Genomic DNA, 20,218 nt, shown 5'->3' with positions numbered 1-20,218 from the left:
TTCAATCCCGGTTGATAGATTGGTCGGGAGGCGATATCGATTTCCCATCATCTTTAAAAAACGGGGTTGGGACATTCCTTCCTTTGATTTTGTTTTTCAGCATAAAGCCGATCACCGCAACGAGCGACTTCATGGAAAACTTAGGATGAGGTTTTGTTGGTGGTGTTCCTTTTGCAAAAGAGCCCATGACATAACACTTCACTGGCCCAAGAGCTTCTTCCTTTTTCGCGCCATGAATGACAGCTGTAGGAATACCGACGAAAGGATGTTTACGACTGATCGTGTTGGCAATCGGCGCGTGGCAACAAGCGGTATAAAAGCGATAGATGCCGCCTGGTGTCATTCGAACACACCTAAGCTGTTCAGCACCTTTATCAATCACAACATCGGCAGGAGCAAGCTGAAAAACGTCTGTGCCGCCCCATTCGTCCAACCACTTTTCTTCATTGCCGACATGCTTTGCGAAACCTTGGCAGTCATTACAGTAGCAAACCATATGATTGCCCGATTGTGGTGACACATGCTTTAACGTTCCTTCAAGCTCGCCACATTCGCAGCGTAGAGTGAGATCTGTCATGAGAGCCTCTTTTGCTGTTTATTTTAATTAAGCATTATCTAACTTATTGTGAGTCTGAGATTTGTTTGAAAGGTAAATGAGCCAGTGCATCTTCGTAGTAACCCTGAATCAAACCGTGCTCGCGTTGCAGGTAGTCATCAATCGTTTGATGGAAACCTTGATGTCGCAAATGATGAAGCGAGTGGGTGATGACAGGCTCAAACCCCCTAAGCAGCTTGTGTTCGCCTTGTGCTCCTGCATCAAAACGGGAAATGCCATTGGCAATGCAGTATTCGATGCCCTGGTAATAGCAAAGCTCGAAATGAAGGTTCTCAAACTCGGCTAAGCAGCCCCAGTAACGCCCATACAAAGTTTCTTCAGAGCGAAAGTACAACGAGCCAGCAACACGTTCGCCGTCGACCAAAGCAAACACCAATACCAATGCGTTGGGTATTGCGGTCATTAGTTGTTCAAAGAAGTCCTGGTTCAGGTAGCCTGTGTGGCCTGAGCGCTTGAGGTAAGTGCGTTGGTAGAATTGATAGAACCGACTCAACTGTTCTGTTGTCACCTCATTCCCTTCGACAACTTCCACTGAAACACCTTGCTCGGCAACGCTTTTACGCTCTTTGCGTATGTTTTTACGCTTGCGTGAGGTGAGGGCATTCAGAAAATCATCAAACTGACAGTATTCGCGGTTAAACCAGTGAAACTGAACGGCACGTCTTTCCAAGAAACCTGTAGGCTGACTTTCTTCAATCAAAGTCTTTGGTGGGAAAAGAATGTGAATCCCTGAACATTCGAGTTGTTCGGCGAGTGAATGCATAGCACCTAACAGGTATCGACGAATTTCCTTGTCATCTTGACCCTCTGAAACCAAAAGGCGCGGGCCTGATGCCGGAGTGAACGGTACGGCACAGATAACCTTAGGGTAGTATTCCAAGCCCGCATCTTCGTAAGCTTCCGCCCACGACCAGTCAAAGACATATTCACCATAAGGGTGGGTTTTGAGGTAACAAGGTGCGGCACCGATCAGTTCATCGCCGCGGAAAACACCAATATATTGGGCGTACCAGCCACTTTTCCCACTAATGGTTTTACTGGTTTCAAACGTTTTCAGGAAGGCGTAGCGCAGAAAAGGGTAGTCGTCAGTGAGCAGCGCATTCCAGGCTTTTTCACCAAACTCTTCAATGTGTGCTACAACCCTGCATTCCAATGTCATGGATTCTCTAACTTCCTTTAAGTGATGGAATAAATAGTGACTGACCCAAATGAAAGATCAACCCACACTCACTGGGTGATTGATAGCAATCTCCAAAGACAGCTCTATTTCACTACGGACGATCTAGATCACGGAGATTAATTCTATGCTGATCCTAAAATGCAATCAGATATTCTAATTTACGAAAGTGGCGAGATTTAATACTGGCATATCAAACTTTATTTAGTTTTTGCTATTGATGAAATGTATTTAGGTGGCATAAGATTCTTTTAACAATCTAGTAACAGATTGGGTTTTGTCAGACCAATCCACAAGGAATGAGATATGCAAAACAAGTTTCTGATTGAAGCCTTCCAAACGCCAGAGAATGTCGCTTCGACCTTGCTCCCTTACTTCGGTGAGTTACGCAAAGACCCTTATGTCGATAGCGATGTCCGTTTCCGAAGCTATGCCCGCTTTTCGCTCTCTGACAAAGGAGGGCTAGTTCGTCTCCCTCATGCACCATTTATGCAGTCCTCAGAGGTAAACCGGGTGGTGGGCGATATTGAGCGTCACTTTGAACCCATGTCTGATGACATGATTGATTTGCCCGAGTTTCAACATCTGCTGAAATCCTTTGCCAGTGCTACGGGGCTTGAGCACACCGGCGCTAACATCGATGTGCATCAAATCCGCGTAACTTGCTCAGCCAACGACACCAGTGCGCCTGCTCCGGAAGGTATTCACCAAGACGGCTTCCGCTTTGTGGGCATTTTTTGTGTACAACGCAAAAACATTGCTGGTGGTTTCACTCAGATTTTCTCATCACCTGTGGATCAGCATCCGCATCTGAATACAGTGCTGGAACCAAACCAATTCATCATTCTGGATGACCAACGATACTATCACCACATCTCAGAAACACTGTCGAGCAACCTAGGCGAGGAGGGAGTACGCGATGTCTTCGTATTCACCGCTTAACCGTAACAATATCCAAGCATTAAGAGCCCAATTTCCAGCGTTGCAGCGCGAAGTGAAGGGCGTAACACCGGTTTATCTTGATGGCCCTGGCGGCACACAAATGCCTGATTCAGTGATTGACGCATTCAGTAGCTATCTGAAAGGCGGAAACTCTAACCTTGGTGGCAAATTCCAGGTGAGTCAGGAAACAGTAGACTTAGTGACCAAAGCCCGTGAAAGTGCCGCAGCACTATTAGGCTCTGAACCCAATGAAGTCTTCTTCGGGGCGAACATGACGTCGGTGACGTTTAGCTTCAGCCGTGCTTTGAGCCAACAATGGGAAGAAGGCGACGAAGTGATCGTGTCAGTCGCCGATCACGGTGCCAACCGATCAAGTTGGATCATGGCCGCCAAAGATCGTGGCGTCACGGTTCATCATCTGCCGATCAAAGATCGGTCCGGGGCGCTGGATTTGGACACGCTGGGTACCTTACTCAGCGAAAAAACCAAATTGGTGGCGGTGACAGCAGCCAGCAACATTACGGGTACTATCACTGATCTAGAAGCTGTGATTGCCAAAAGCCATGCAGTGGGCGCAAAAGTGTTTGTTGATGCCGTGCATTTGCTTCCTCACCAACTGTTGGATGTAAAAGCGTTGAATGTCGACTTCCTCGCGGGTTCTGCCTACAAGTTTTACGGCCCTCACCTTGGTTTTCTTTACGGGAAATTCGATCTGCTTTCGGCCGTGGCGCCTTACAAAGTGGAGCCAGCCCCAAGCTTTGCACCCAATAGTTTTGAAACGGGCACATTGAATTTCGAAGCGTTAAGCGCCTTCGTCGCTTCGGTAGAGTATCTAGCCTCATTGGGTGATGGCGATACGCTTCGCAGTCAGTTGGCAGATGGCTACAATAACCTGAATCAATATGAATCCGCGCTTTCTGCTTATTTTCTTGAAAAGCTAGAAGCCATTGAGGCTGCAGAGCTCTTCGGCATTAATGATGCTGAGGGGAGAACTGCGACGTTTGCGTTGCGATTTGGCGAACGCGATCCAATGGAAATTGCAGAAGCTTTGGGTAAGCAGCAAATCTATGTTTGGAGTGGTCATCTCTATGCAGACAAACTAACCGATGCTTTTGGCGTGACAGACAAAGGCGGTATCTTGCGTGTCGGACTGATGCACTACAACACCTTCGAGGAAATTGACCGTTTCTTTGATGCGCTGAAAAGCATTCTGTAGCAGAAAAAGAAAGGCCACCCCTCGGGTGGCCTTTGCGTATTTTCGTCTACTAGAAGTTAGGCGACCAGCGTATAGGTGATCACATAGAAATCTTCGTCGTTCGGGTAGATTTCACGAATCAATGGCTTTAATTCTTCCAGCGGAATGAATTCCTGAGCAGCATGCTCTTCGTTGATATCTTCAAAGCTAATCTTTTCTACTGACACGATATCAATCTGGCAGACGTATTCGTCCTTCTCCAGCGTGTGAACATCGACGCGCGTTCCCGGCACATAGTGACTTTCTGATTCATCGCGAATGGTGATGGTTTTCTTTCCTGATGCGACAAGCGGCGTCAGCCATTCAAAGAAAGTAATTTTTGTTGGCGCTGCACTCATGATGATACCTGTGTGTGGAGTAACTGAGCGCGGAGTATATTCGCGTTTTTGCTCCCTACAAAGAAAACATTAAAGGGCGCCTTGCAGGAAGATACCGCCTTGTATTTTGCGTAGAGTAAAGTTTGACACTTGGCGTACGAGCCAAGTGCCAATATAAGTCGATCAGAAGTTCGCCAAGAAGAAGGGAATCATCAACGCGTTGACCAAATCGATAAAGAAAGCACACACCAAAGGCACGATAATGAATGCCAAATGTGAGTTACCGTAGCGCTGAGATACGGCTGACATGTTCGCCATTGCAGTTGGCGTGGAACCCAGCGAGATACCACCAAAGCCACTACAAATCACTGCAGCATCAAAATTCTTACCCATGGCTGGGAACACCACATAAATATTGATCAATACCGCAACGAGGAATTGGGCGGCGAGGATGGTAAATATCGGGCCTGCTAAATCGATGAGCGTCCAAAGTTGCATGCTCATCAAAGACATTGCCAAAAATGTACCCAGTGAAATGTCTGCCAGCAAAGCAACAGCAGGCTTGCGTGATGGCCATTGCGTGCCTGTTAGTCTTGGGAAAGACTTGGGGACGAGGTTAGTCATGATGATGCCCGCAAACAAACAACTGACAAACAGCGGCAGTTGCAGACCAAGCTCAGAGATTCCCTCATTGATAGCAAAACCCAGAATAATACAGATATGAATCGCCAGAACGGCATCCAGGAAATCGAAGCTGTTGATTTGCTTTGGTGCTTGGTTTTCTTCTGAGCCGATATCTAAAGGTTCAACGGTTTGCGGTTTTAGTTGGTGTTTTTGAATCAGGAATTTAGCGATGGGGCCGCCCATCAAGCTGGCGAGAATGAGGCCAAAGGTGGCGCTGGCGATACCAATTTCCATCGCATTTGAAATACCGTATTCCTCGGCAATTCTTGGCGACCAAGCGATCGCTGTGCCGTGTCCACCAATCAAGGAAACGCTGCCGCCTAGCAATCCAACAGGCGATTCAAGACCAAACAACCCTGCAACGGTAATCCCCGTCAGATTCTGCACCACCATATAGCCAATTGTGATGAGCAGGAGAATCACCAGAGGTCGTCCGCCTTTCATCAAATCTCCGAGGCTAGAGTTGATGCCGATAGTGGTAAAGAAATAGACCAGCAAAATGTCTCTTGCGACGAGATTGAAGGAAATTTCGATACTTGTGAAGGCATAAAAAAGTGAAAACAACACAGAGAACAGAATGCCGCCAGTAACAGGTTCAGGAATGCTGAACTCTTTTAATACAGGGATGGCCTGGTTCAATCTACGTCCGATAAACAGAACCAAAATGCCGAGCGTTACGGCGAAAAAAGAGCTTACCTGAATCAGGTTTTGTTCAAGCAGAAATTCCACGTTATCTCACCCAATCGTTGTTTTTAGTGTCGAGTGAAGCTAGCTAAACATAGGGTTATGACAAGGAACAGTAAAGATCGGATAGATTGCTTAAATGACTGATGATGAAGGGACTAAATGCGGTAAAAATCACAAAGTGCTAATTTGAATTTCATTGAGCGCATTCAGCGCTTGAATGGCGCTAAGGCCGCGATGGCTTCTCTGACCGTTGGGAACTGGATTTTGGTCAGGCAAACCTCGGCTTTGCAAAACTCATGAGCTTGAATCAGTGCGGAAGCTTCAATGGCATTGAAGTGCTTAGTGTGTGGAACGAGTGAAATTTGTCGGTTTGCCATTGATAGTAAAAAGCTGGCACCTTCGGAATCGATCAGAATATCTTCATCGCTGAATATCATATCTGTTGCTTCATCTTCAAACTGGCTTTGATTGGCAATGAAAAGCAGCTCGTCATCACCATCGAGTTTTAATATGGCTGGCCAAACTGGGGTAGAGAGCATGATTATTCTCGCTATGCATGTGGCTGGTCAGCGTATCAAAGACCTGTCAGCAAATCACTGGGAAATCATACTGATGCTACTTTCGACCCCGTGGCAGATTTGAAGGCTCCGATCATGTGAATGACGACGAGTACACCAAAAAGTACCGCCAGCGCTTTGTGGTACCCGGAGGCAATGCCAGCTAGCTCGAAATCGGCGTCTCCTGTCATGAAAAGTATTTCGCTGGTGCCATCAGGCAAGTAATTCACTAGGTATATGCCGAAAAAACGGATCCCGTAGGGATGAGAGGTCAAATACCCTGAGATTGGCAAAGCAAACATCAATAAATAAAACAGAGCATGCACGAAGCGGGAAGTAGCACTCGCAAAAGTATTGGGGTAGTTTTTCCAGTGTGGAATGGATGAAGTGAGCCGGTGCCAGACGCGCAGGAAAACAAGCGGGATAAGCAGTAAACCGAATGATTCATGGGCATCGCGAATCACCCATTTGATGGTGCTCATGTCGGAAAGCTGAGGTGTCAGAAATCCAGTGATCAGCATGCCTAACAAGAGCACCGCCATTACCCAATGAAGGATTTTAAGGCGGTGAGAGTAACCTGACATGATTGGCATTTTGGGCATGAACAGACTCTGGGCTCGTCAAAGAGATTTGGAGAGTGTAAAAAATGCCGGACTGTTTTTCGATGTTACCTATCGCTCAACAAAAGACTTGGTTCGGTGGGCATTAAGAATGAGCCGTAGGGTCTTTCTTTCGTCGTGCTGAAAAGCATTTAGCAGTCTTTCGTGGCTTTGATGGCATATAGCAATGGCACTTGCTGACCTTTGTGAAGCAATTGATAGCCTTTTTGCTCTACATACTCCAAACCTTCGAAGCAGTTATAGGGGCTAAATGGATACTCAGCAAAAGCATCAATTCGAAGGCCTGCCTGAATCAGCGCATTGATGACTTCGCTGAGTGGATGTGGCCAGGTAGCCATGGTCGATGTGGTGCCATCGCAGTTTTCTGTGTAAGTGCCTTCCTCTTCAATATCTGGTTCCTCACTTGGAAAGTAGGAGTAACCGTAGAGTAAGTCATTAAAAGTATGGAACTCGACGAGGTGGAATTCCCCGCCCACTTTCAGTGCGCCTGCGACTGTCTTTGCCCAGCGCGAAAGATCCGGTAGCCAACAAAGCACGCCGTAAGAGGTGAAAACGACATCGTATTGCTCTGTGTTGTTCTCTCCAAACTCGTAGATATCGCTTTCAATAAACCTTGCTTCGAGGCCCAAGTCGCGACTGAGACATTGGGCTTGTTCAATCGCAGTGGGAGACAGGTCTACGCCAGTGACTTTTGCGCCTAAACGCGCCCAAGAAAGGGTATCCAGGCCAAAGTGACATTGCAGATCAAGGAGGGATTTGCCTGCAACGTTACCGACTTGTTCGAGCTCGATGGCATTGAGTGAAGACTTCCCCTGTTTAAACGCTTCAACATCATAGAACTTTGATTCGATGTGAACCGCTGTTCGCTTGTCCCACGCTTCTTTGTTGAGTCTTAAATAATCCAATTCCATCGCTGTTCACCATTAATGTGGCTTTTGAAAACTAATCTGGACTGACCCTATATCTCATTGCCAAGCAACGCCAGATATTCACTCATAAACTAGATACGTTTCTCAGCTTCAATCAATCTGAAGAGATTCAAGGGTTTTGCGAACCACATAACGTTGTCCGATAAAGTAAGCCCTGTCTTTTTGCGCCTTCACCCTGATCCACGCTATACCGTTTTGGCAGGCATTGTTGCAACCACATTTATTCATCATTCGAACGCAACGCAGGGAAGAAAAATGCCTAAATACCAATTCGTTAAATCGGAAAATATGCTTATTCCGCTCGACGCAGAATCACCGGTTTTTGAAGAAGAAAAATCGCAATTGCTTGAGCAAGGGTTTGAGTTAGCGAGCGGAATGATAGAAGCACAGACTGCAGAAGAAGCGGAATCTTTGTTGTATCAACAAGGCCAAATCTCTTCATCTGAAGTTTTACCAAAAAGCCATTCAGGGACTAGTTACAGCAAGGTGTTGAAAGATACCGTAGGCAACATCGTCGACGGTGGGCCAGTCTCAGAGCACCATTACCGACTGTTTTGTCACCAGTGCAAAGCGGTGACCAAGCACATAGCGATTGAATATGAAGAAACGCCTAAGTGGGGTAAATCAAAACATGCAGGCTTCCTTGGTGTACTGTTTAGTTTGATTGACGGGCTTTCCACTATGATTATGGACACCGGCATGGACAATCGGGCTTCTCACAAATGTTCCCAGTGCGGCAACCTGTTTAACGGTGATTAAATAAGAAATTAAGAAACCCAGCGATTTTTTGCTGGTTTTTTAATTTTTAATGTTCTGATTTAAAAAGACTAAATTCCCAATCGCCTTCTTCGCTTCTAACATGAACTGAATCTGAATATCGCACTCACCGGGCGTTAAGTGTGGGTTCTTTATTCTCTCTCTATCAATCAAATGAAGGAGAAAGAAATGGAACCTATCAGCGTAGTCATTATTACCCTCAATGAAGAAAAGCGTATCGGCCGACTGCTGGATGACTTGGTCAACCAGACTCATCAAGACTTCGAAGTAGTGCTGGTGGATTCAAACAGCGACGATGCGACCCGCGATGTTGCCCGCTCATTTGAAAAGCATCTGCCAGCATTGACTGTGCATCGCATGGAAACCCGTGGTGTCAGCCTTGGTCGTAACACGGGCGCTTCCATTGCTAACCATGAACGCGTGTTGTTTCTCGATGCCGATGTGCGTTTGGAACCAGAATTCCTCGAAAAATCAGTGAAAGAACTGAATGAAAAGAATCTTCAGGTAGCTGGTGTTTACATGGGTGCCAAGGCGCTGCCAGCGATCCAGAAGGTGTGCTACGCAGCATTTAATGGCGGTATGTTTGCCACACAGTTCTTCTTCCCGACAGCCGTGGGTGCATGTATTTTCTCAACCCGCACGGCACACAAACAGCTCGAAGGCTTTGATGAAAAGATCACCCTATGCGAAGACTGTGATTACGTTCGCCGTGCCAGCAAGCTGATGCGCTTTCGCTTCATTAATCAGGCTTTCCAGTTCGATCCGCGCCGATTGGATCAAGACGGCATGGTTGCAACAGGCTTTGTATACCTGAAGGCCAACTTCCGACGCTTCTTCTTCGGTGAGATGCGCAATAACGAAATGGAATATCGCTTTGGTCACTATCAGGACCAAAAGTAAGCCCGACGGAATGAATCAAAGCGAAGGATTAAGAGGTCATCATGTTTGAGTCTATCGGATTATTTCTGGGCGCTTTTTTCGATGCGCTGATAGGCCCCAACTTATTTGTGCCAGCAGAGCCTTTCCTGCTGGCCGCGGGTTACCAGCTTTATGACGGCATTATCACAGGTGTGATCATGGTCTTGCTGGGCGGTTTTCTCGGCGACCAACTCAGCTATCTGGCAGGACGGAAATTCGGTAAACCCGTGCAGCAAAAACTGATGAAGTGGCAGCCAAAAACCCGCAGAGCATTTGCACGTTGCCGACGTTTGATGGCGACAAAAGGGGCCTATGCGATGACCTTCGCCCGACTATTGGGGCCGGTTGCCTGGGTGGTTCCTTTTATGGCTGGTTCACAGAAGGTGTCATGGAGACGTTTCACGTTCTACTCGACAATCGGTTTGATTCTGGGCGCAGGGCAGTTCATCCTTTGGGGTTATTTGTTGGCCACAGGTGTTGAGCAATTTCCTCTGTTGGACACCATTGTCTCGATGGTCAGCGAGCACCAATATAGCTTAATGGCCATCGCGGCGACCGCGACTCTTGGGTGGGTAGGCTATGCCTTCCAATGGAAGAAATTAGTGCCAAAAGTCAGTGCGTTCTTCCTAGTCGCCATGCTTGGCGTAAATTACAGCCATTACTTCTGGTATGCCGACAACTTTGTCGATGCGGTGCCGACAGAGACGGTAACGCCGGTTTCATTGACCTACAAAGTTTACCCTGGCAAATCGCCATTCTTTGATGCGCAAGGGGTGAATGTGCTTTATGTTGGTGAGTCGCCAAGAACCATGATGAATGAATTAGGTTGGCTGGAGAATCAAACTTTCTCCCGTAACGATATTGATTGGGCTGACTATGTTGATCTGCTGAAAGGCCAGACACCACCTGTATCCGATTTATTCTGGAATGAGCGCCCTCAGGATATGGCGTTCCAATTGCCGGGCGACTTACTGAAACGCTCACATATTCGCTGGTGGCAGGCAGGGATTGATAAAGATTTGAATCAGCCACTGTGGGTAGGTGCCATTAGCTATGACGATGGGTTAAAGCTGACCATGTATTCAGGGATCATCACCGTACTACACAGCATTGACCCGAATATCGACGCAGAGCGCGATGAACTGGCGAACATGATCAATACGCAGCTTCCTCAGCTTTCAACAGAGTACTATCAGGCATTGACCCCGTTGGCGGTGGATGACCAGCACGATTATTACAGCGATGGTAGGGTGTTGGTGGTTAGCGACAACGAGATATCGCTGGCGAATGTTAGCCCTTAGATAAAGTTAGCCCTTAGATGAAAAAGAGCCGCCATCATTGGCGGCTCTAAATAGTCCAAATCCTTCTTCCCTTAAGGTCAACAGACCCTAGCGGGCGAGCTTCACTGTCAGCACCGCTTTTAATCCGCCCATGCTTCCTTTTGTTAACTCAAGACTTCCACGATAGCTATGGGCAATTTCATTGACAATATTGAGTCCAAGGCCCGTGCCGGGTGTGGATTCATCGAGTCTGACACTGCGTTTGAGAACGTTCGTCAGCTCTTCGTCGGGAATGCCTTCTCCATCATCTTCAACACAGATTTGAACGGTTTCTTTTCCCGCATCAATAGCGTAAATCCGCACCAAGGTGTTTGCCCACTTATAAGCGTTCTCGATGAGATTCCCCAACATTTCATCCAAATCAGCAGGGTCGACGGCAACGTCAAATTCATCATCTAGCTCGTTAATGACAATGACTTCACGAGAAGCATAAACCTTGTCGAATGCCAGCGTGATCGCATCCACCCGTGTACTCGGGTTGGACTTCACTGCGAGGATATTCATTGAGCCTGCGACCCGGGCGCGACCAAGGTGGTAGTCAATCTGGTTCTGGATACGCTCAATCGAGGGCAGCAGCTTTTTCTGGCTATCCTCATCCAGTGAAAGCACGTCATTTTTAAGCACGGATAAAGGCGTTTTAAGCGCGTGGGAAAGATTGCCCGCATGTTGTCGGGCACGGGAAAGTAACTCGTGATAGTGAAACAGTAAGGCATTGAGATCGGACACCAGTGGCGAGACCTCCTGCGGGTAGTTAGTGCTTAGGACATCTTGTTTGCCTTCTTTAAGTTTTACCAACTCCCGCTGCATGTCATTCAGCGGCAGCAGTGACCATGCGACTTGCAAGCCAACCAACACAATCACGCCCACAAACAGCATGGATAAAATTACCCAAAGCTTACTGGAGAGGCTTTGCAATACGTCTTCGGTGGGATCTTCATCGATACCAATTTTGACGGTGACGGGCGTTGTTCCGCCGTTGGGTACGAACGTCTGGGTAATGGTGATGAGAGGTTCTTTCCTCGCACCAAGTATTTCCTTGATGGGCCCGTCGGAGAGTTTGAAATCTTTCTCCGCCAGTGACGGTGATCGCAACACTGTCGTTCCCTGAGTAATACGCCAATACAGCCCACTGAAAGGACGTTCAAAACGGGCGTCTGAGAGAGGCTGTGCCAACACCAACTGTTGGTTTTCATCAAGCTGCAAGTTGTTGGAGATTTCATCCATCGACAGCTGTAAGCGCTCTTTGGTCGCCGTTACGAGATAATCGTTCATCAGCACTGGGATTCCGATCCCGGCAATAGAAATCATGACGGTTGCCCAAATCACCGTTGCCAAAAGCAGGCGGCTTTTCAGGCTCAGTTTGCCGATATAGCTGACTCTACTGCGCATTGAGTTGGTACCCTAATCCGCGCACGGTTTTGATAATGTCTGGCGCTATCTTTTTGCGTATTCGCCCAATGAAAACTTCGACGGTGTTAGAGTCGCGCTCGAAATCCTGCTTGTAGATGTGCTCCACCAGTTCGGTTTTTGAAATCATCTTCTCCGGGTTATGCATGAAGTAAGCAACCACTTTGTATTCAAGCGCAGTCAGTGTCACCGCCTGACCTTGCCAAAGCACGGTCGACGTTCGGGTATCAAGGCTCAAATCACCCATCTGTAGAACAGGCGATGCACTGCCGGAAGCACGTCTTAGATGAGCACGAAGTCTGGCAATAAGTTCGAGCATTTCGAACGGCTTGGTGAGGTAGTCATCCGCACCGGCATTCAAACCTTCAACGCGCTGCGAAAGGGTATCGCGTGCGCTGAGGATGATAACCGGGGTGTTGATATTCTCGTCGCGAATACTTTTCAGTACTGTCAGGCCATCGATTTTCGGCAGCCCTAAATCGAGCACAATCGCATCCCAAGGCTCTGAGGTAGCGCGATACAGGGCATCGATGCCATCTTCAGAGAGCTCCGGCACCCATCCATTCTTTTCTAAGGTATCGAGTATTTGTTCACTTAATTGTGGTTCGTCTTCTACCACTAATATTTTCATTTCTTATCCTGTTTGATCTCGAACTATCAGAAGTATGGTCGAGGAAAAGTGAAATTTAGGTAAAACAGCGAGCTAGAGATGAAAACTCACTCTTTGCTAAAGGCTATTTTCCCAGCTAGACCGATCAACAGAACTCCTGAAGTCCCTTCAATTACACGTGAGAATCGTTGGGATTTCGCCGATGAGAACAACCAGCTTCCCACAATGGCATACGAGAGATTGCAAAGCGTGGCGGTGATGCAGAAGACGACGCCAAGAACCAGAAGTTGGTATTCGGGGGAGGCCGCTTTCGGGTCAATAAACTGGGGAAGGAATGACAGGAAGAACAACGCGACTTTGGGGTTCAACACTGCCACCATCACGCCTTGTTTAAAAACATTGACGTTATTGCCTGCATCGGAAGCGCTGATATTGATTTTTGAGTTGCCAGTGAAGAAGTTTCTCAATGCACAAATGCCCAAGTAGAGCAGGTAAGCCGCCCCCAAATACTTCACGGCCATAAAGGCGACAGCTGAATTGACGATAATCGCCGAAAGGCCAAATACGGCTGCGAAGGTATGCACGAAGTACCCTACACCTAAGCCTGTCGCGGCGCGAAGCCCCATCTTTAGCTTTCCTGCCATTGTGTTGGACACGATATAAACGACATCTTGACCTGGGATCAAATTGATAGAAAGTGAAGCCACCACAAATAGCAACAAGGTTTGGATTTCCATATCAGCGCCTCTGTTCGATTTTTCTGAACAAGATTGTCAAATTCAAGTGGTTAATTCTTGGACTATATCTGCTGTAACGTTAGATATCGATACCGCAGACACATCGAAATAAAAAAGTTAGCGGGGAGGTTAGAAAAGGAGACACATCAATGAATAAGACTCAACCAGTTCTGTTTTTATCGCACGGCGGTCCAACGCTAGCAATTGAAAACAGCCACGCTTCCCAGTTTATGAAATTGCTGGGTGGCACACTCAACAAACCTAAAGCGATCGTCATTTTTTCAGGTCATCTCGACAGCGATGACGATGTCGTGATTACTTCCGGTGCCTCGCCTTCAGTGATCTACGACTTTTATGGTTTTCCAAAGCCGCTTTATGAACTGACCTATCCTGCGCCGGGCGAGCCCGATCTGGCATACAAAATAGCGGATATGGTGTCAGCATCAGGCTACAAAGCCGTTTTAGATGAAGATTTGGGCTGGGACCACGGTGTTTGGATCCCGCTACGACTGATTTATCCAGACGCTGACATTCCTGTGGTGCAGATATCTATCAGCAGTAAGCAAGGCGCAAAGATGAACTACGAGCTCGGAAAAGTGCTCGCGCCGCTAAGAGAAGAAAACGTTCTGCTGATTGGCTCAGGGGCGATAACCCACAATCTTCGTGAAATTTTCGGACGTCAGAAAACGCCGAATGGCTCTGCGATGGCAGAAGCGTTTACCGATTGGATTGCGCAAAAGCTGGAAAACAAAGACCATGAAGCGGTGGTGAACTATCTGACTGATGCGCCCAATGCTCGCTTTAATCACCCAACGGATGACCATTTCCTGCCATTGGTTGCTGCGCTTGGTGCAAGCGGGGAAGACGACGCAGTGCGCATTCACCAAAGCTGGCAAGATGACAAACTGCTGGCGATGGATGCTTACCGATTCGGCTGATCAGTTGCTGATAAAATGGGACTGGTAGTACTTAGGTGTCACTGCCAGTTTCTTTTTGAAGTGGCGCTGAAAATGCGCCTGATCGGAAAAGCCGAGTTCGAAAGCCACTGCTGAAATTTCCTTCCCTTCACGAAGCAGCACTTTCGCACGTTTGATTTTCTCATCCATCAGGTAAGCGTGAGGTGGCAGACCAAAATGCTGTCTGAATGCACGAATCAATTGATAGCGGCTCATTCCCGCTTCTTCTGCCAAGTTGTCGAGCTGATGGGTCTCGGTGAGCTCATCCAGCATTTTTTCCCTGACTCGCAGAACATCGCCCTCACGTTGAGTTTTCTCTGTGCTCAACCCGTGCTGCCAGAAACTGGATTCAATAAAGTCATAAAACGCTACCTGCGCCTTTAGTGGACTATTGTCATCTATCAATGCTTCCAACAACGTCAGAAAACGGGTTTGAATGAGCGGATTGCGCTCCAAATCGTTCTTGAAAGGTGTGTAATCCTGATTGTAACCACGGTGCGCGTGTTGAAGGATGTCCCGTTGGATTTCGCCCATTTTCAGCGTATCGACGAACAACATGCTGTAAGACCAGGTGTTGCCTTTTGGATTGCAGGAATGCACATCAGCGGGATTAATGGTGACGATGTCGCCGACGCGAACATCGTTCACGCGATGGCGGTTTTTATAGTCAGAATGGCCTTGCTCAATAATGCCGAATGAAAACTCATCGTGGGAGTGGGCTTCATAACAGGCGCGGCTTTGATTGGCGACGCGCATTTCCACCCAAGGCAACAGCGTGCTTTGTTTGAACTGTGTGGTGGTGTCCTTTTTCATTGCTCGTCCCTGATTAAACCCATATAGCCGCGACAGACAACGCCAATACAATCGCCATCACTCTATTAAATTGGCGCTGATGAGCTGGGTTTTCAAGCTTGCTGGACAAAATATGTCCAAGCACAGCCCAAAAGCCGATGCTAATCAGACACACCAGCAAAGAAACGAAAGTATACATCCCCAGCCAATACACTTCGTTTTCCCTGCCAACCACATAAATGCTCACGCCGGAAAGGGCATATAACCATGCCTTTGGATTGAGAAGCTGAGTGATGGAACCTGTCCACCAACCGGACTGAGTTTGTGATGTCTTTTCAATGGCAGATACTGGAGCAGTGAAAATTTTGTATGCCAGATACAAAAGAAACCCGCTACCGAGTAACTGCATCATGGTTTCCAAAGACGGAATCAGTGTCAGCAAGCTTTGCATCACCCCGCCACACAGAATCACTACCAGAGCATACGCCAGCGACGCCGCGACAACATGTTTGATTGCTTCTTTTAGCCCTTGGGTAATTGCAGTGCTGGTGGCGAGAATATTCACTGGGCCAGGTGTTACCGCACCGACAAAGGCAAAGGTGGTCATTGCCAGAATCAGACTGTTCATTGCTTTCTCCTTTCTGATGAAGAAGACGTTAGCAAAGCCAAAAGCGAAGTTATTGAACGATATTGCAGCGATTTATGGAGGTGAGTACAAGCAATAACCACAAACAGGATAAATTGCATGCAAATGTTAGTGTGCCAATAATATTTCCTGATTCGAATAATAGACATTAATCAATTAATTGATGGAAATATTATTATTAGTCTGATTCATTTTTAAATAACTAAGTCCAATCACAGAACCTATCACCAGAATTCCATTTTCCTTGAACTCCCCTAATGGCAGTGGAAGTATGCTTTTGAGGGATCTTCCGCACTAGATACGAAAACCCCTCATTAAGCATTGTTAATTAATTGTTTTATTTTCATTGTCTTAGGGTTTTCTGGTGTTCTGCCCGATTGCCACTATCTCAGTGTCTTTAGAAATTCTCGTTTTGAAATAATGACATTTTTCAGTATCAGATGAGGGTCTAAATGGTTACTTTTCTTGCCTTGCCAATAATATTTGGTGTCGGCTACTTCATTGTTAAAAAATATAATACCCAAGCAGTTTTATTTCTTGCCGGTTTGTTAATGATTGCACTCGGCGTCATGGACGGTGCGACTGACTTTATTCCGAAAGGGGGTAAACCAACCGGCTCAGTGATTGTCGACTTCTTCGAAGTCATCAAGGTACTTTCTTCTTCCACGCTGGCGAAGCTGGGTCTTATCATCATGGCTGTTGGCGGCTTCTCAAAGTATATGGGTCATATTGGCGCTGCCAATGCCATGGTACAAATCGCTACCAAACCGCTGTCGCACATTAAAAACCCTTATCTGGTATTGGCGATGGCTTACATCATCGGCCAGCTGATCAACATCTTCATCCCTAGTGCAACCGGTCTGGCGCTCTTGCTGTTGGTGGCTATGTACCCTGTATTGGTGGGCGTGGGTTGTAACCCTGCTGCTGCTGCGGCGGTTGTCGCAACCACAGGTTGTTTGGATTTGGGCCCAGCGTCTTCGGCGGCGAACAAAGCCGCAGAAGTGTCAGGCATTGACGTGGCGACCTACTTTGCAAGCTACCAGCTGCCTGTCGCTATCGTGACCATGATTGTGATTGCGGTTCTGCACTTCTTCAGCCAGCGCCATTTCGATAAGAAAGACGTGGAAAAAGGCGTGACTTATGAATTCAATATCGATGCAAAAGAGCAACGTGAAGCGCCAAAATGGTTTGCGGTTCTGCCTGTTCTGCCGCTGATGTTGCTATTGATATTCAGCAAGTTTGCGGTTACCAGCGTGCGAATGGACGTGGTGACGGCGATGTTTATCGCGCTGTTTGTTGCCATGGTTGCTGACTTCATTTACACCCGCGATGGCAAGCAAGTCGCGGCGTCTCTTAAAGTGTATCTGGAAGGTATGGGCAACGTATTCACCAGTGTGGTAAGCCTCATTATCTCTGCACAGGTATTCGTGGTCGGCCTGACAACCATTGGTTTTATCGATCTGCTATTGGGCAGCGCTGCAAACCTTGGCTTGGGCTACCTGGCAATGGTGCTGATTCTTGTGGCCATCATTGTGGTGGTGACCATGCTGTCTGGCTCGGGTAACGCTTCATTCTTCAGCTTCTCTAATCTGGCACCGGATGTGGCAGCGCAAGTGGGTACTACCGCGGCACACGTTGCTATGCCAATGCAGTTGGCTGCGGGCATCATGCGTTCTGCGTCACCAGTGGCGGGTGTGGTTATTGCCTGTGCGGCGACAGCAAACGTGTCGCCAATCGAACTGGCAAAACGCACCATGATCCCAATGGTGGGCGGTCTGGTGACCTCGCTGGCTTGTTCTCAATTCCTTGTTTAAGCAGCACTAAAGGTCAACAGACCCAAATAAAGAACGATAATTTTACTGAGGCTGTGGGCAAATCGTTCATGGCCTCAGTGGTATGGAATGGATGGAAAATGAATATCGTCGACCGATTTTTGCAATACACCCGTATCAACACCACCACCAGCCGCGAGAAAGGCGCAGCAGGCATCATGCCGTCGTCTGATGGTCAAATGGAGCTGGCACGCCTGATTAAATCCGAACTTGAAGCTCTGGGCCTGGTGGATATCGAACTGCGAGATACCGCCATTCTGACCGCAACCTTGCCTTCCAATTTGCCCGCGGACCAGAAAGTCAAAACCGTATCCTTCTTTGCGCACCTCGATACCAGTGCAGAGCAAACCAATGACACCAAAGCAAAAATTGTCGGCTACGAAGGCGGAGATATCTGCCTGAACGAAGCGCAGGGCATTACCCTGAAATTGGCAGAGTTTCCAGAGCTGGCGAATTACATCGGCGATGACATCTTGGTAACAGATGGCAACAGCCTGCTGGGCGCAGACGACAAAGCCGCGATTGCCGCGATTATGGATGCAGTAAGGCACCTCGTTGCTAACCCTCACATCCTTCATGGTGACGTGAAAGTGGCGTTCGTGCCGGATGAAGAACAAGGACTTCGCGGTGCAAAAGCGTTTGATGTGGAGGCGTTTGGAGCTGATTTTGGCTACACCCTGGATTGCTGCGGTATTGGCGAGTTTGTGCATGAAAACTGGAATGCGGGTGATGTGGTTGTCACCTTTACAGGCCAATCTGCGCACCCTATGTCTGCCAAGGGTAAGCTGAAAAACTCACTGCTGATGGCACACAAATTCATCAGTATGTTGCCGGAAGGCGAAGCGCCGCAATATACCGAAGGCACGGAAGGTTACTACTGGGTGAAGGAGATGTCCGGTAACAGTGTGAAAACCGTGCTCAAAATGGACGTGCGTGACTTTACCAAAGACGGTTATCAAGACCGCATGAACTTCCTGAAAAACCTTGCTGAAAGCTGTTGCGCTTTATGGGGTGAAGGAAGTGTTTCCATTACGCTGGCAGATCGCTATGAGAACGTGGCAAACAGCCTGGAAGGTGATGCCGGTTTCCCGATTGATATTGCCAAGCTGGCTTACGCGCGCAACGACATTGAGATGAAGGCCATACCAATGCGTGGAGGTTATGACGGCGCAGTGCTTTCCCAGAAGGGATTGCCATGTCCGAACATTTTCACTGGTGCGCATAACTTCCACTCGATCTACGAATACCTGCCGGTGAAGTCACTGAAAGCGGCCAGCGCTGTGGTAGTGGAAGTTATCAAGATTACCGCTGAACGCGGCTGACAGGGCGCTTAGATAAAAGGAAGGCGAGCCAGATGGTTCGCCTTTTTTGTTGTCCTTACTTCTTGGTTGTGGGCGGAGTAACAGCACAGGAAGCTTTATCTTTATCAAGCTCTGAAGACGCACAGCAGCTGCTCTTAATTGGCTTGCGGGAAAACACCACACCTATCGCCAGCAAAACGACACATGTCAGAAAAACAATCACGGTAAGAACGAGAGTCATAACAACATCCTCCTACAATTTCTTGTCTATGCAGTGTTGGCTATTCCTGTGAATTCCACAATGGTGGTGTTGTAACCAGTTATAACCCTTGCCAGATAAAAACCTCTGCTCTCTAATTGACCTGATGGCGTGAGAAAAGTGCTCACCGAAAGCATCAAGTTGGGAGTGAAAAGATTGAACAAGCTATTGGGAATAGGGTTGTTATTGTTGTCATTGGGTTGCCCAGTATTTGCTGAGTCGGCAGGTGAACGCGTTTTAGAAGCCAGAAACCAACTCAAGGACTATGCATTGGCATCTTGCCTGATGACCATTGATCCAGAAAGCCAGGTAGCCAAAGATCTTTCTTATACCAAGCGCTCTTTGTCCTTCATGGGTAAAGGTTCCTATATGGTGATTCAGGATGAAGAGACCTTCGAAACCAAGCATGACCCCTACCCAGAAGCCGAAGCGATGATGTTACGGGAAGCTGAAAACCTTGTAGGTTATCTGCAAAGCGGTGACATCTCCAAAAGCTATGGCTGTTTTCGGGCTTATCAATCAAAGGCTTTCAACGACTATATTATTAGCCAAGATGGTTTTATCGTTGTTGAATAAACGAATTCGCCTTTCCTGAATAGATCAGAAATTGAATATTTCTCCCGCTTATAATGTAAGAAATCAATACATACCATCTTGTTTTTAAGACTGCAAAATCAGACTTTTTTACGCTTCTTGATTGCCTGCCAAATTACTGTTTTTGACAGCTAAATTTGATGATTAAATAACCTTACTCGTTGCTATTTTTCTGCGTGTCATCTCTTAATTATTGTTTTATAAGAGTTTTTATTTTTGATCTGAAATATAAAATAAAATGATGTGCAATTGAATGATTACATTA

At 47.4% G+C, this 20,218-nt stretch carries 22 protein-coding genes; 9 read left to right on the top strand and 13 right to left on the bottom strand.

The genetic code is table 11. The annotated features are described in order from the left end of the window. Nucleotide 1 precedes the first annotated feature (1 nt). Together GCE9029_RS17355 and GCE9029_RS17350 are read right to left on the bottom strand one after the other, a co-directional pair. Complete coding sequence (locus tag GCE9029_RS17355; RefSeq protein ID WP_062665144.1) at nucleotides 2–577, bottom strand: DUF6151 family protein; 576 nt, start codon at nucleotides 575–577, stop codon at nucleotides 2–4. A 43-nt stretch (nucleotides 578–620) separates the two neighbouring features. Further along, entirely contained in the window at nucleotides 621–1,775 is a 1,155-nt protein-coding gene (locus tag GCE9029_RS17350; RefSeq protein ID WP_062665143.1) for a GNAT family N-acetyltransferase, read from the bottom strand. 324 nt (nucleotides 1,776–2,099) lie between these two features. Here GCE9029_RS17350 and GCE9029_RS17345 point away from each other — a divergent pair, with 324 nt between their 5' ends. Both GCE9029_RS17345 and GCE9029_RS17340 read left to right on the top strand, forming a co-directional pair. Then, nucleotides 2,100–2,735 (top strand): 2OG-Fe dioxygenase family protein, encoded by a 636-nt coding sequence (locus GCE9029_RS17345; RefSeq protein WP_062665141.1) that lies wholly within the window; start codon nucleotides 2,100–2,102, stop codon nucleotides 2,733–2,735. Next, entirely contained in the window at nucleotides 2,713–3,951 is a 1,239-nt protein-coding gene (locus GCE9029_RS17340) for a cysteine desulfurase-like protein (protein ID WP_062665140.1), read from the top strand. The genes GCE9029_RS17345 and GCE9029_RS17340 overlap by 23 nt, the downstream gene beginning before the upstream one ends. Nucleotides 3,952–4,007: 56 nt before the next feature. Here the strand turns inward: GCE9029_RS17340 and yqfB are convergent, their stop codons facing one another. The 5 genes from yqfB to GCE9029_RS17315 all read right to left on the bottom strand — a co-directional run bounded on the left by yqfB (nucleotide 4,008) and on the right by GCE9029_RS17315 (nucleotide 7,766). Next, a complete protein-coding gene (gene yqfB, locus GCE9029_RS17335) occupies nucleotides 4,008–4,328 on the bottom strand; it encodes a N(4)-acetylcytidine aminohydrolase (protein ID WP_062665139.1) in 321 nt (106 codons plus the stop codon). A 162-nt stretch (nucleotides 4,329–4,490) separates the two neighbouring features. Then, nucleotides 4,491–5,720 (bottom strand): sodium/glutamate symporter, encoded by a 1,230-nt coding sequence (gene gltS / locus GCE9029_RS17330; RefSeq protein WP_062665138.1) that lies wholly within the window; start codon nucleotides 5,718–5,720, stop codon nucleotides 4,491–4,493. A gap of 164 nt (nucleotides 5,721–5,884) precedes the next feature. Further along, entirely contained in the window at nucleotides 5,885–6,217 is a 333-nt protein-coding gene (locus GCE9029_RS17325) for a DUF4144 family protein (RefSeq protein ID WP_062665137.1), read from the bottom strand. 65 nt (nucleotides 6,218–6,282) lie between these two features. Further along, complete coding sequence (locus tag GCE9029_RS17320) at nucleotides 6,283–6,837, bottom strand: cytochrome b (RefSeq protein WP_062665136.1); 555 nt, start codon at nucleotides 6,835–6,837, stop codon at nucleotides 6,283–6,285. 149 nt (nucleotides 6,838–6,986) lie between these two features. Then, nucleotides 6,987–7,766 (bottom strand): class I SAM-dependent methyltransferase, encoded by a 780-nt coding sequence (locus tag GCE9029_RS17315; RefSeq protein ID WP_082804371.1) that lies wholly within the window; start codon nucleotides 7,764–7,766, stop codon nucleotides 6,987–6,989. A gap of 273 nt (nucleotides 7,767–8,039) precedes the next feature. Between GCE9029_RS17315 and GCE9029_RS17310 the strand changes: the two genes are divergently transcribed. The 3 genes from GCE9029_RS17310 (at nucleotide 8,040) to GCE9029_RS17300 (ending at nucleotide 10,780) form a co-directional block, all read left to right on the top strand. After that, nucleotides 8,040–8,543, top strand: a complete 504-nt coding sequence (locus tag GCE9029_RS17310; RefSeq protein WP_062665135.1) for a hypothetical protein — start codon at nucleotides 8,040–8,042, stop codon at nucleotides 8,541–8,543. Between the two features lie 186 nt (nucleotides 8,544–8,729). Continuing rightward, nucleotides 8,730–9,461 carry a glycosyltransferase family 2 protein gene (locus GCE9029_RS17305; protein WP_062665134.1) on the top strand — a complete coding sequence of 244 codons (732 nt, stop codon included), beginning with the start codon at nucleotides 8,730–8,732 and terminating at the stop codon, nucleotides 9,459–9,461. Nucleotides 9,462–9,502: 41 nt separating this feature from the next. Then, nucleotides 9,503–10,780, top strand: a complete 1,278-nt coding sequence (locus GCE9029_RS17300) for an LssY C-terminal domain-containing protein (RefSeq protein ID WP_062665132.1) — start codon at nucleotides 9,503–9,505, stop codon at nucleotides 10,778–10,780. An 87-nt stretch (nucleotides 10,781–10,867) separates the two neighbouring features. Here GCE9029_RS17300 and GCE9029_RS17295 read toward each other — a convergent pair whose 3' ends face one another. The 3 genes from GCE9029_RS17295 to GCE9029_RS17285 all read right to left on the bottom strand — a co-directional run bounded on the left by GCE9029_RS17295 (nucleotide 10,868) and on the right by GCE9029_RS17285 (nucleotide 13,573). Further along, nucleotides 10,868–12,208 carry an ATP-binding protein gene (locus GCE9029_RS17295; protein ID WP_062665131.1) on the bottom strand — a complete coding sequence of 447 codons (1,341 nt, stop codon included), beginning with the start codon at nucleotides 12,206–12,208 and terminating at the stop codon, nucleotides 10,868–10,870. Then, entirely contained in the window at nucleotides 12,198–12,857 is a 660-nt protein-coding gene (locus GCE9029_RS17290) for a response regulator transcription factor (protein WP_002538405.1), read from the bottom strand. The genes GCE9029_RS17295 and GCE9029_RS17290 overlap by 11 nt, the downstream gene beginning before the upstream one ends. Nucleotides 12,858–12,943: 86 nt before the next feature. Further along, entirely contained in the window at nucleotides 12,944–13,573 is a 630-nt protein-coding gene (locus tag GCE9029_RS17285; RefSeq protein WP_062665130.1) for a LysE family translocator, read from the bottom strand. Between the two features lie 149 nt (nucleotides 13,574–13,722). Here GCE9029_RS17285 and GCE9029_RS17280 point away from each other — a divergent pair, with 149 nt between their 5' ends. Beyond that, nucleotides 13,723–14,511, top strand: coding sequence for a DODA-type extradiol aromatic ring-opening family dioxygenase (locus GCE9029_RS17280; RefSeq protein ID WP_062665129.1), 789 nt, complete (start codon nucleotides 13,723–13,725; stop codon nucleotides 14,509–14,511). Here GCE9029_RS17280 and GCE9029_RS17275 read toward each other — a convergent pair whose 3' ends face one another. Together GCE9029_RS17275 and GCE9029_RS17270 are read right to left on the bottom strand one after the other, a co-directional pair. Then, a complete protein-coding gene (locus GCE9029_RS17275) occupies nucleotides 14,512–15,342 on the bottom strand; it encodes a helix-turn-helix domain-containing protein (RefSeq protein WP_062665128.1) in 831 nt (276 codons plus the stop codon). A gap of 13 nt (nucleotides 15,343–15,355) precedes the next feature. Beyond that, the gene (locus GCE9029_RS17270) at nucleotides 15,356–15,949 is read right to left on the bottom strand and encodes a LysE family translocator (RefSeq protein WP_062665127.1); all 594 of its coding nucleotides are present in this window, start codon (nucleotides 15,947–15,949) and stop codon (nucleotides 15,356–15,358) included. Between the two features lie 470 nt (nucleotides 15,950–16,419). Here GCE9029_RS17270 and dcuC point away from each other — a divergent pair, with 470 nt between their 5' ends. Both dcuC and pepT read left to right on the top strand, forming a co-directional pair. Continuing rightward, on the top strand, nucleotides 16,420–17,781 hold the full coding sequence (gene dcuC / locus GCE9029_RS17265; protein ID WP_062665120.1) for a C4-dicarboxylate transporter DcuC: 1,362 nt from the start codon (nucleotides 16,420–16,422) through the stop codon (nucleotides 17,779–17,781). 98 nt (nucleotides 17,782–17,879) lie between these two features. Beyond that, entirely contained in the window at nucleotides 17,880–19,121 is a 1,242-nt protein-coding gene (gene pepT, locus GCE9029_RS17260) for a peptidase T (RefSeq protein ID WP_062665118.1), read from the top strand. Nucleotides 19,122–19,176: 55 nt separating this feature from the next. Here the strand turns inward: pepT and GCE9029_RS26550 are convergent, their stop codons facing one another. Then, a complete protein-coding gene (locus tag GCE9029_RS26550; RefSeq protein WP_197475376.1) occupies nucleotides 19,177–19,341 on the bottom strand; it encodes a hypothetical protein in 165 nt (54 codons plus the stop codon). 174 nt (nucleotides 19,342–19,515) lie between these two features. Between GCE9029_RS26550 and GCE9029_RS17255 the strand changes: the two genes are divergently transcribed. Further along, nucleotides 19,516–19,935 (top strand): hypothetical protein, encoded by a 420-nt coding sequence (locus tag GCE9029_RS17255; protein WP_231870140.1) that lies wholly within the window; start codon nucleotides 19,516–19,518, stop codon nucleotides 19,933–19,935. Nucleotides 19,936–20,218: the final 283 nt, after the last annotated feature.

Source organism: Grimontia celer (assembly GCF_900055185.1).
GTDB lineage: Bacteria > Pseudomonadota > Gammaproteobacteria > Enterobacterales > Vibrionaceae > Enterovibrio > Enterovibrio celer.
The sequence above is the reverse complement of the archived record's forward strand: the minus strand, read 5'-3'. Positions and strand labels throughout refer to the sequence as shown.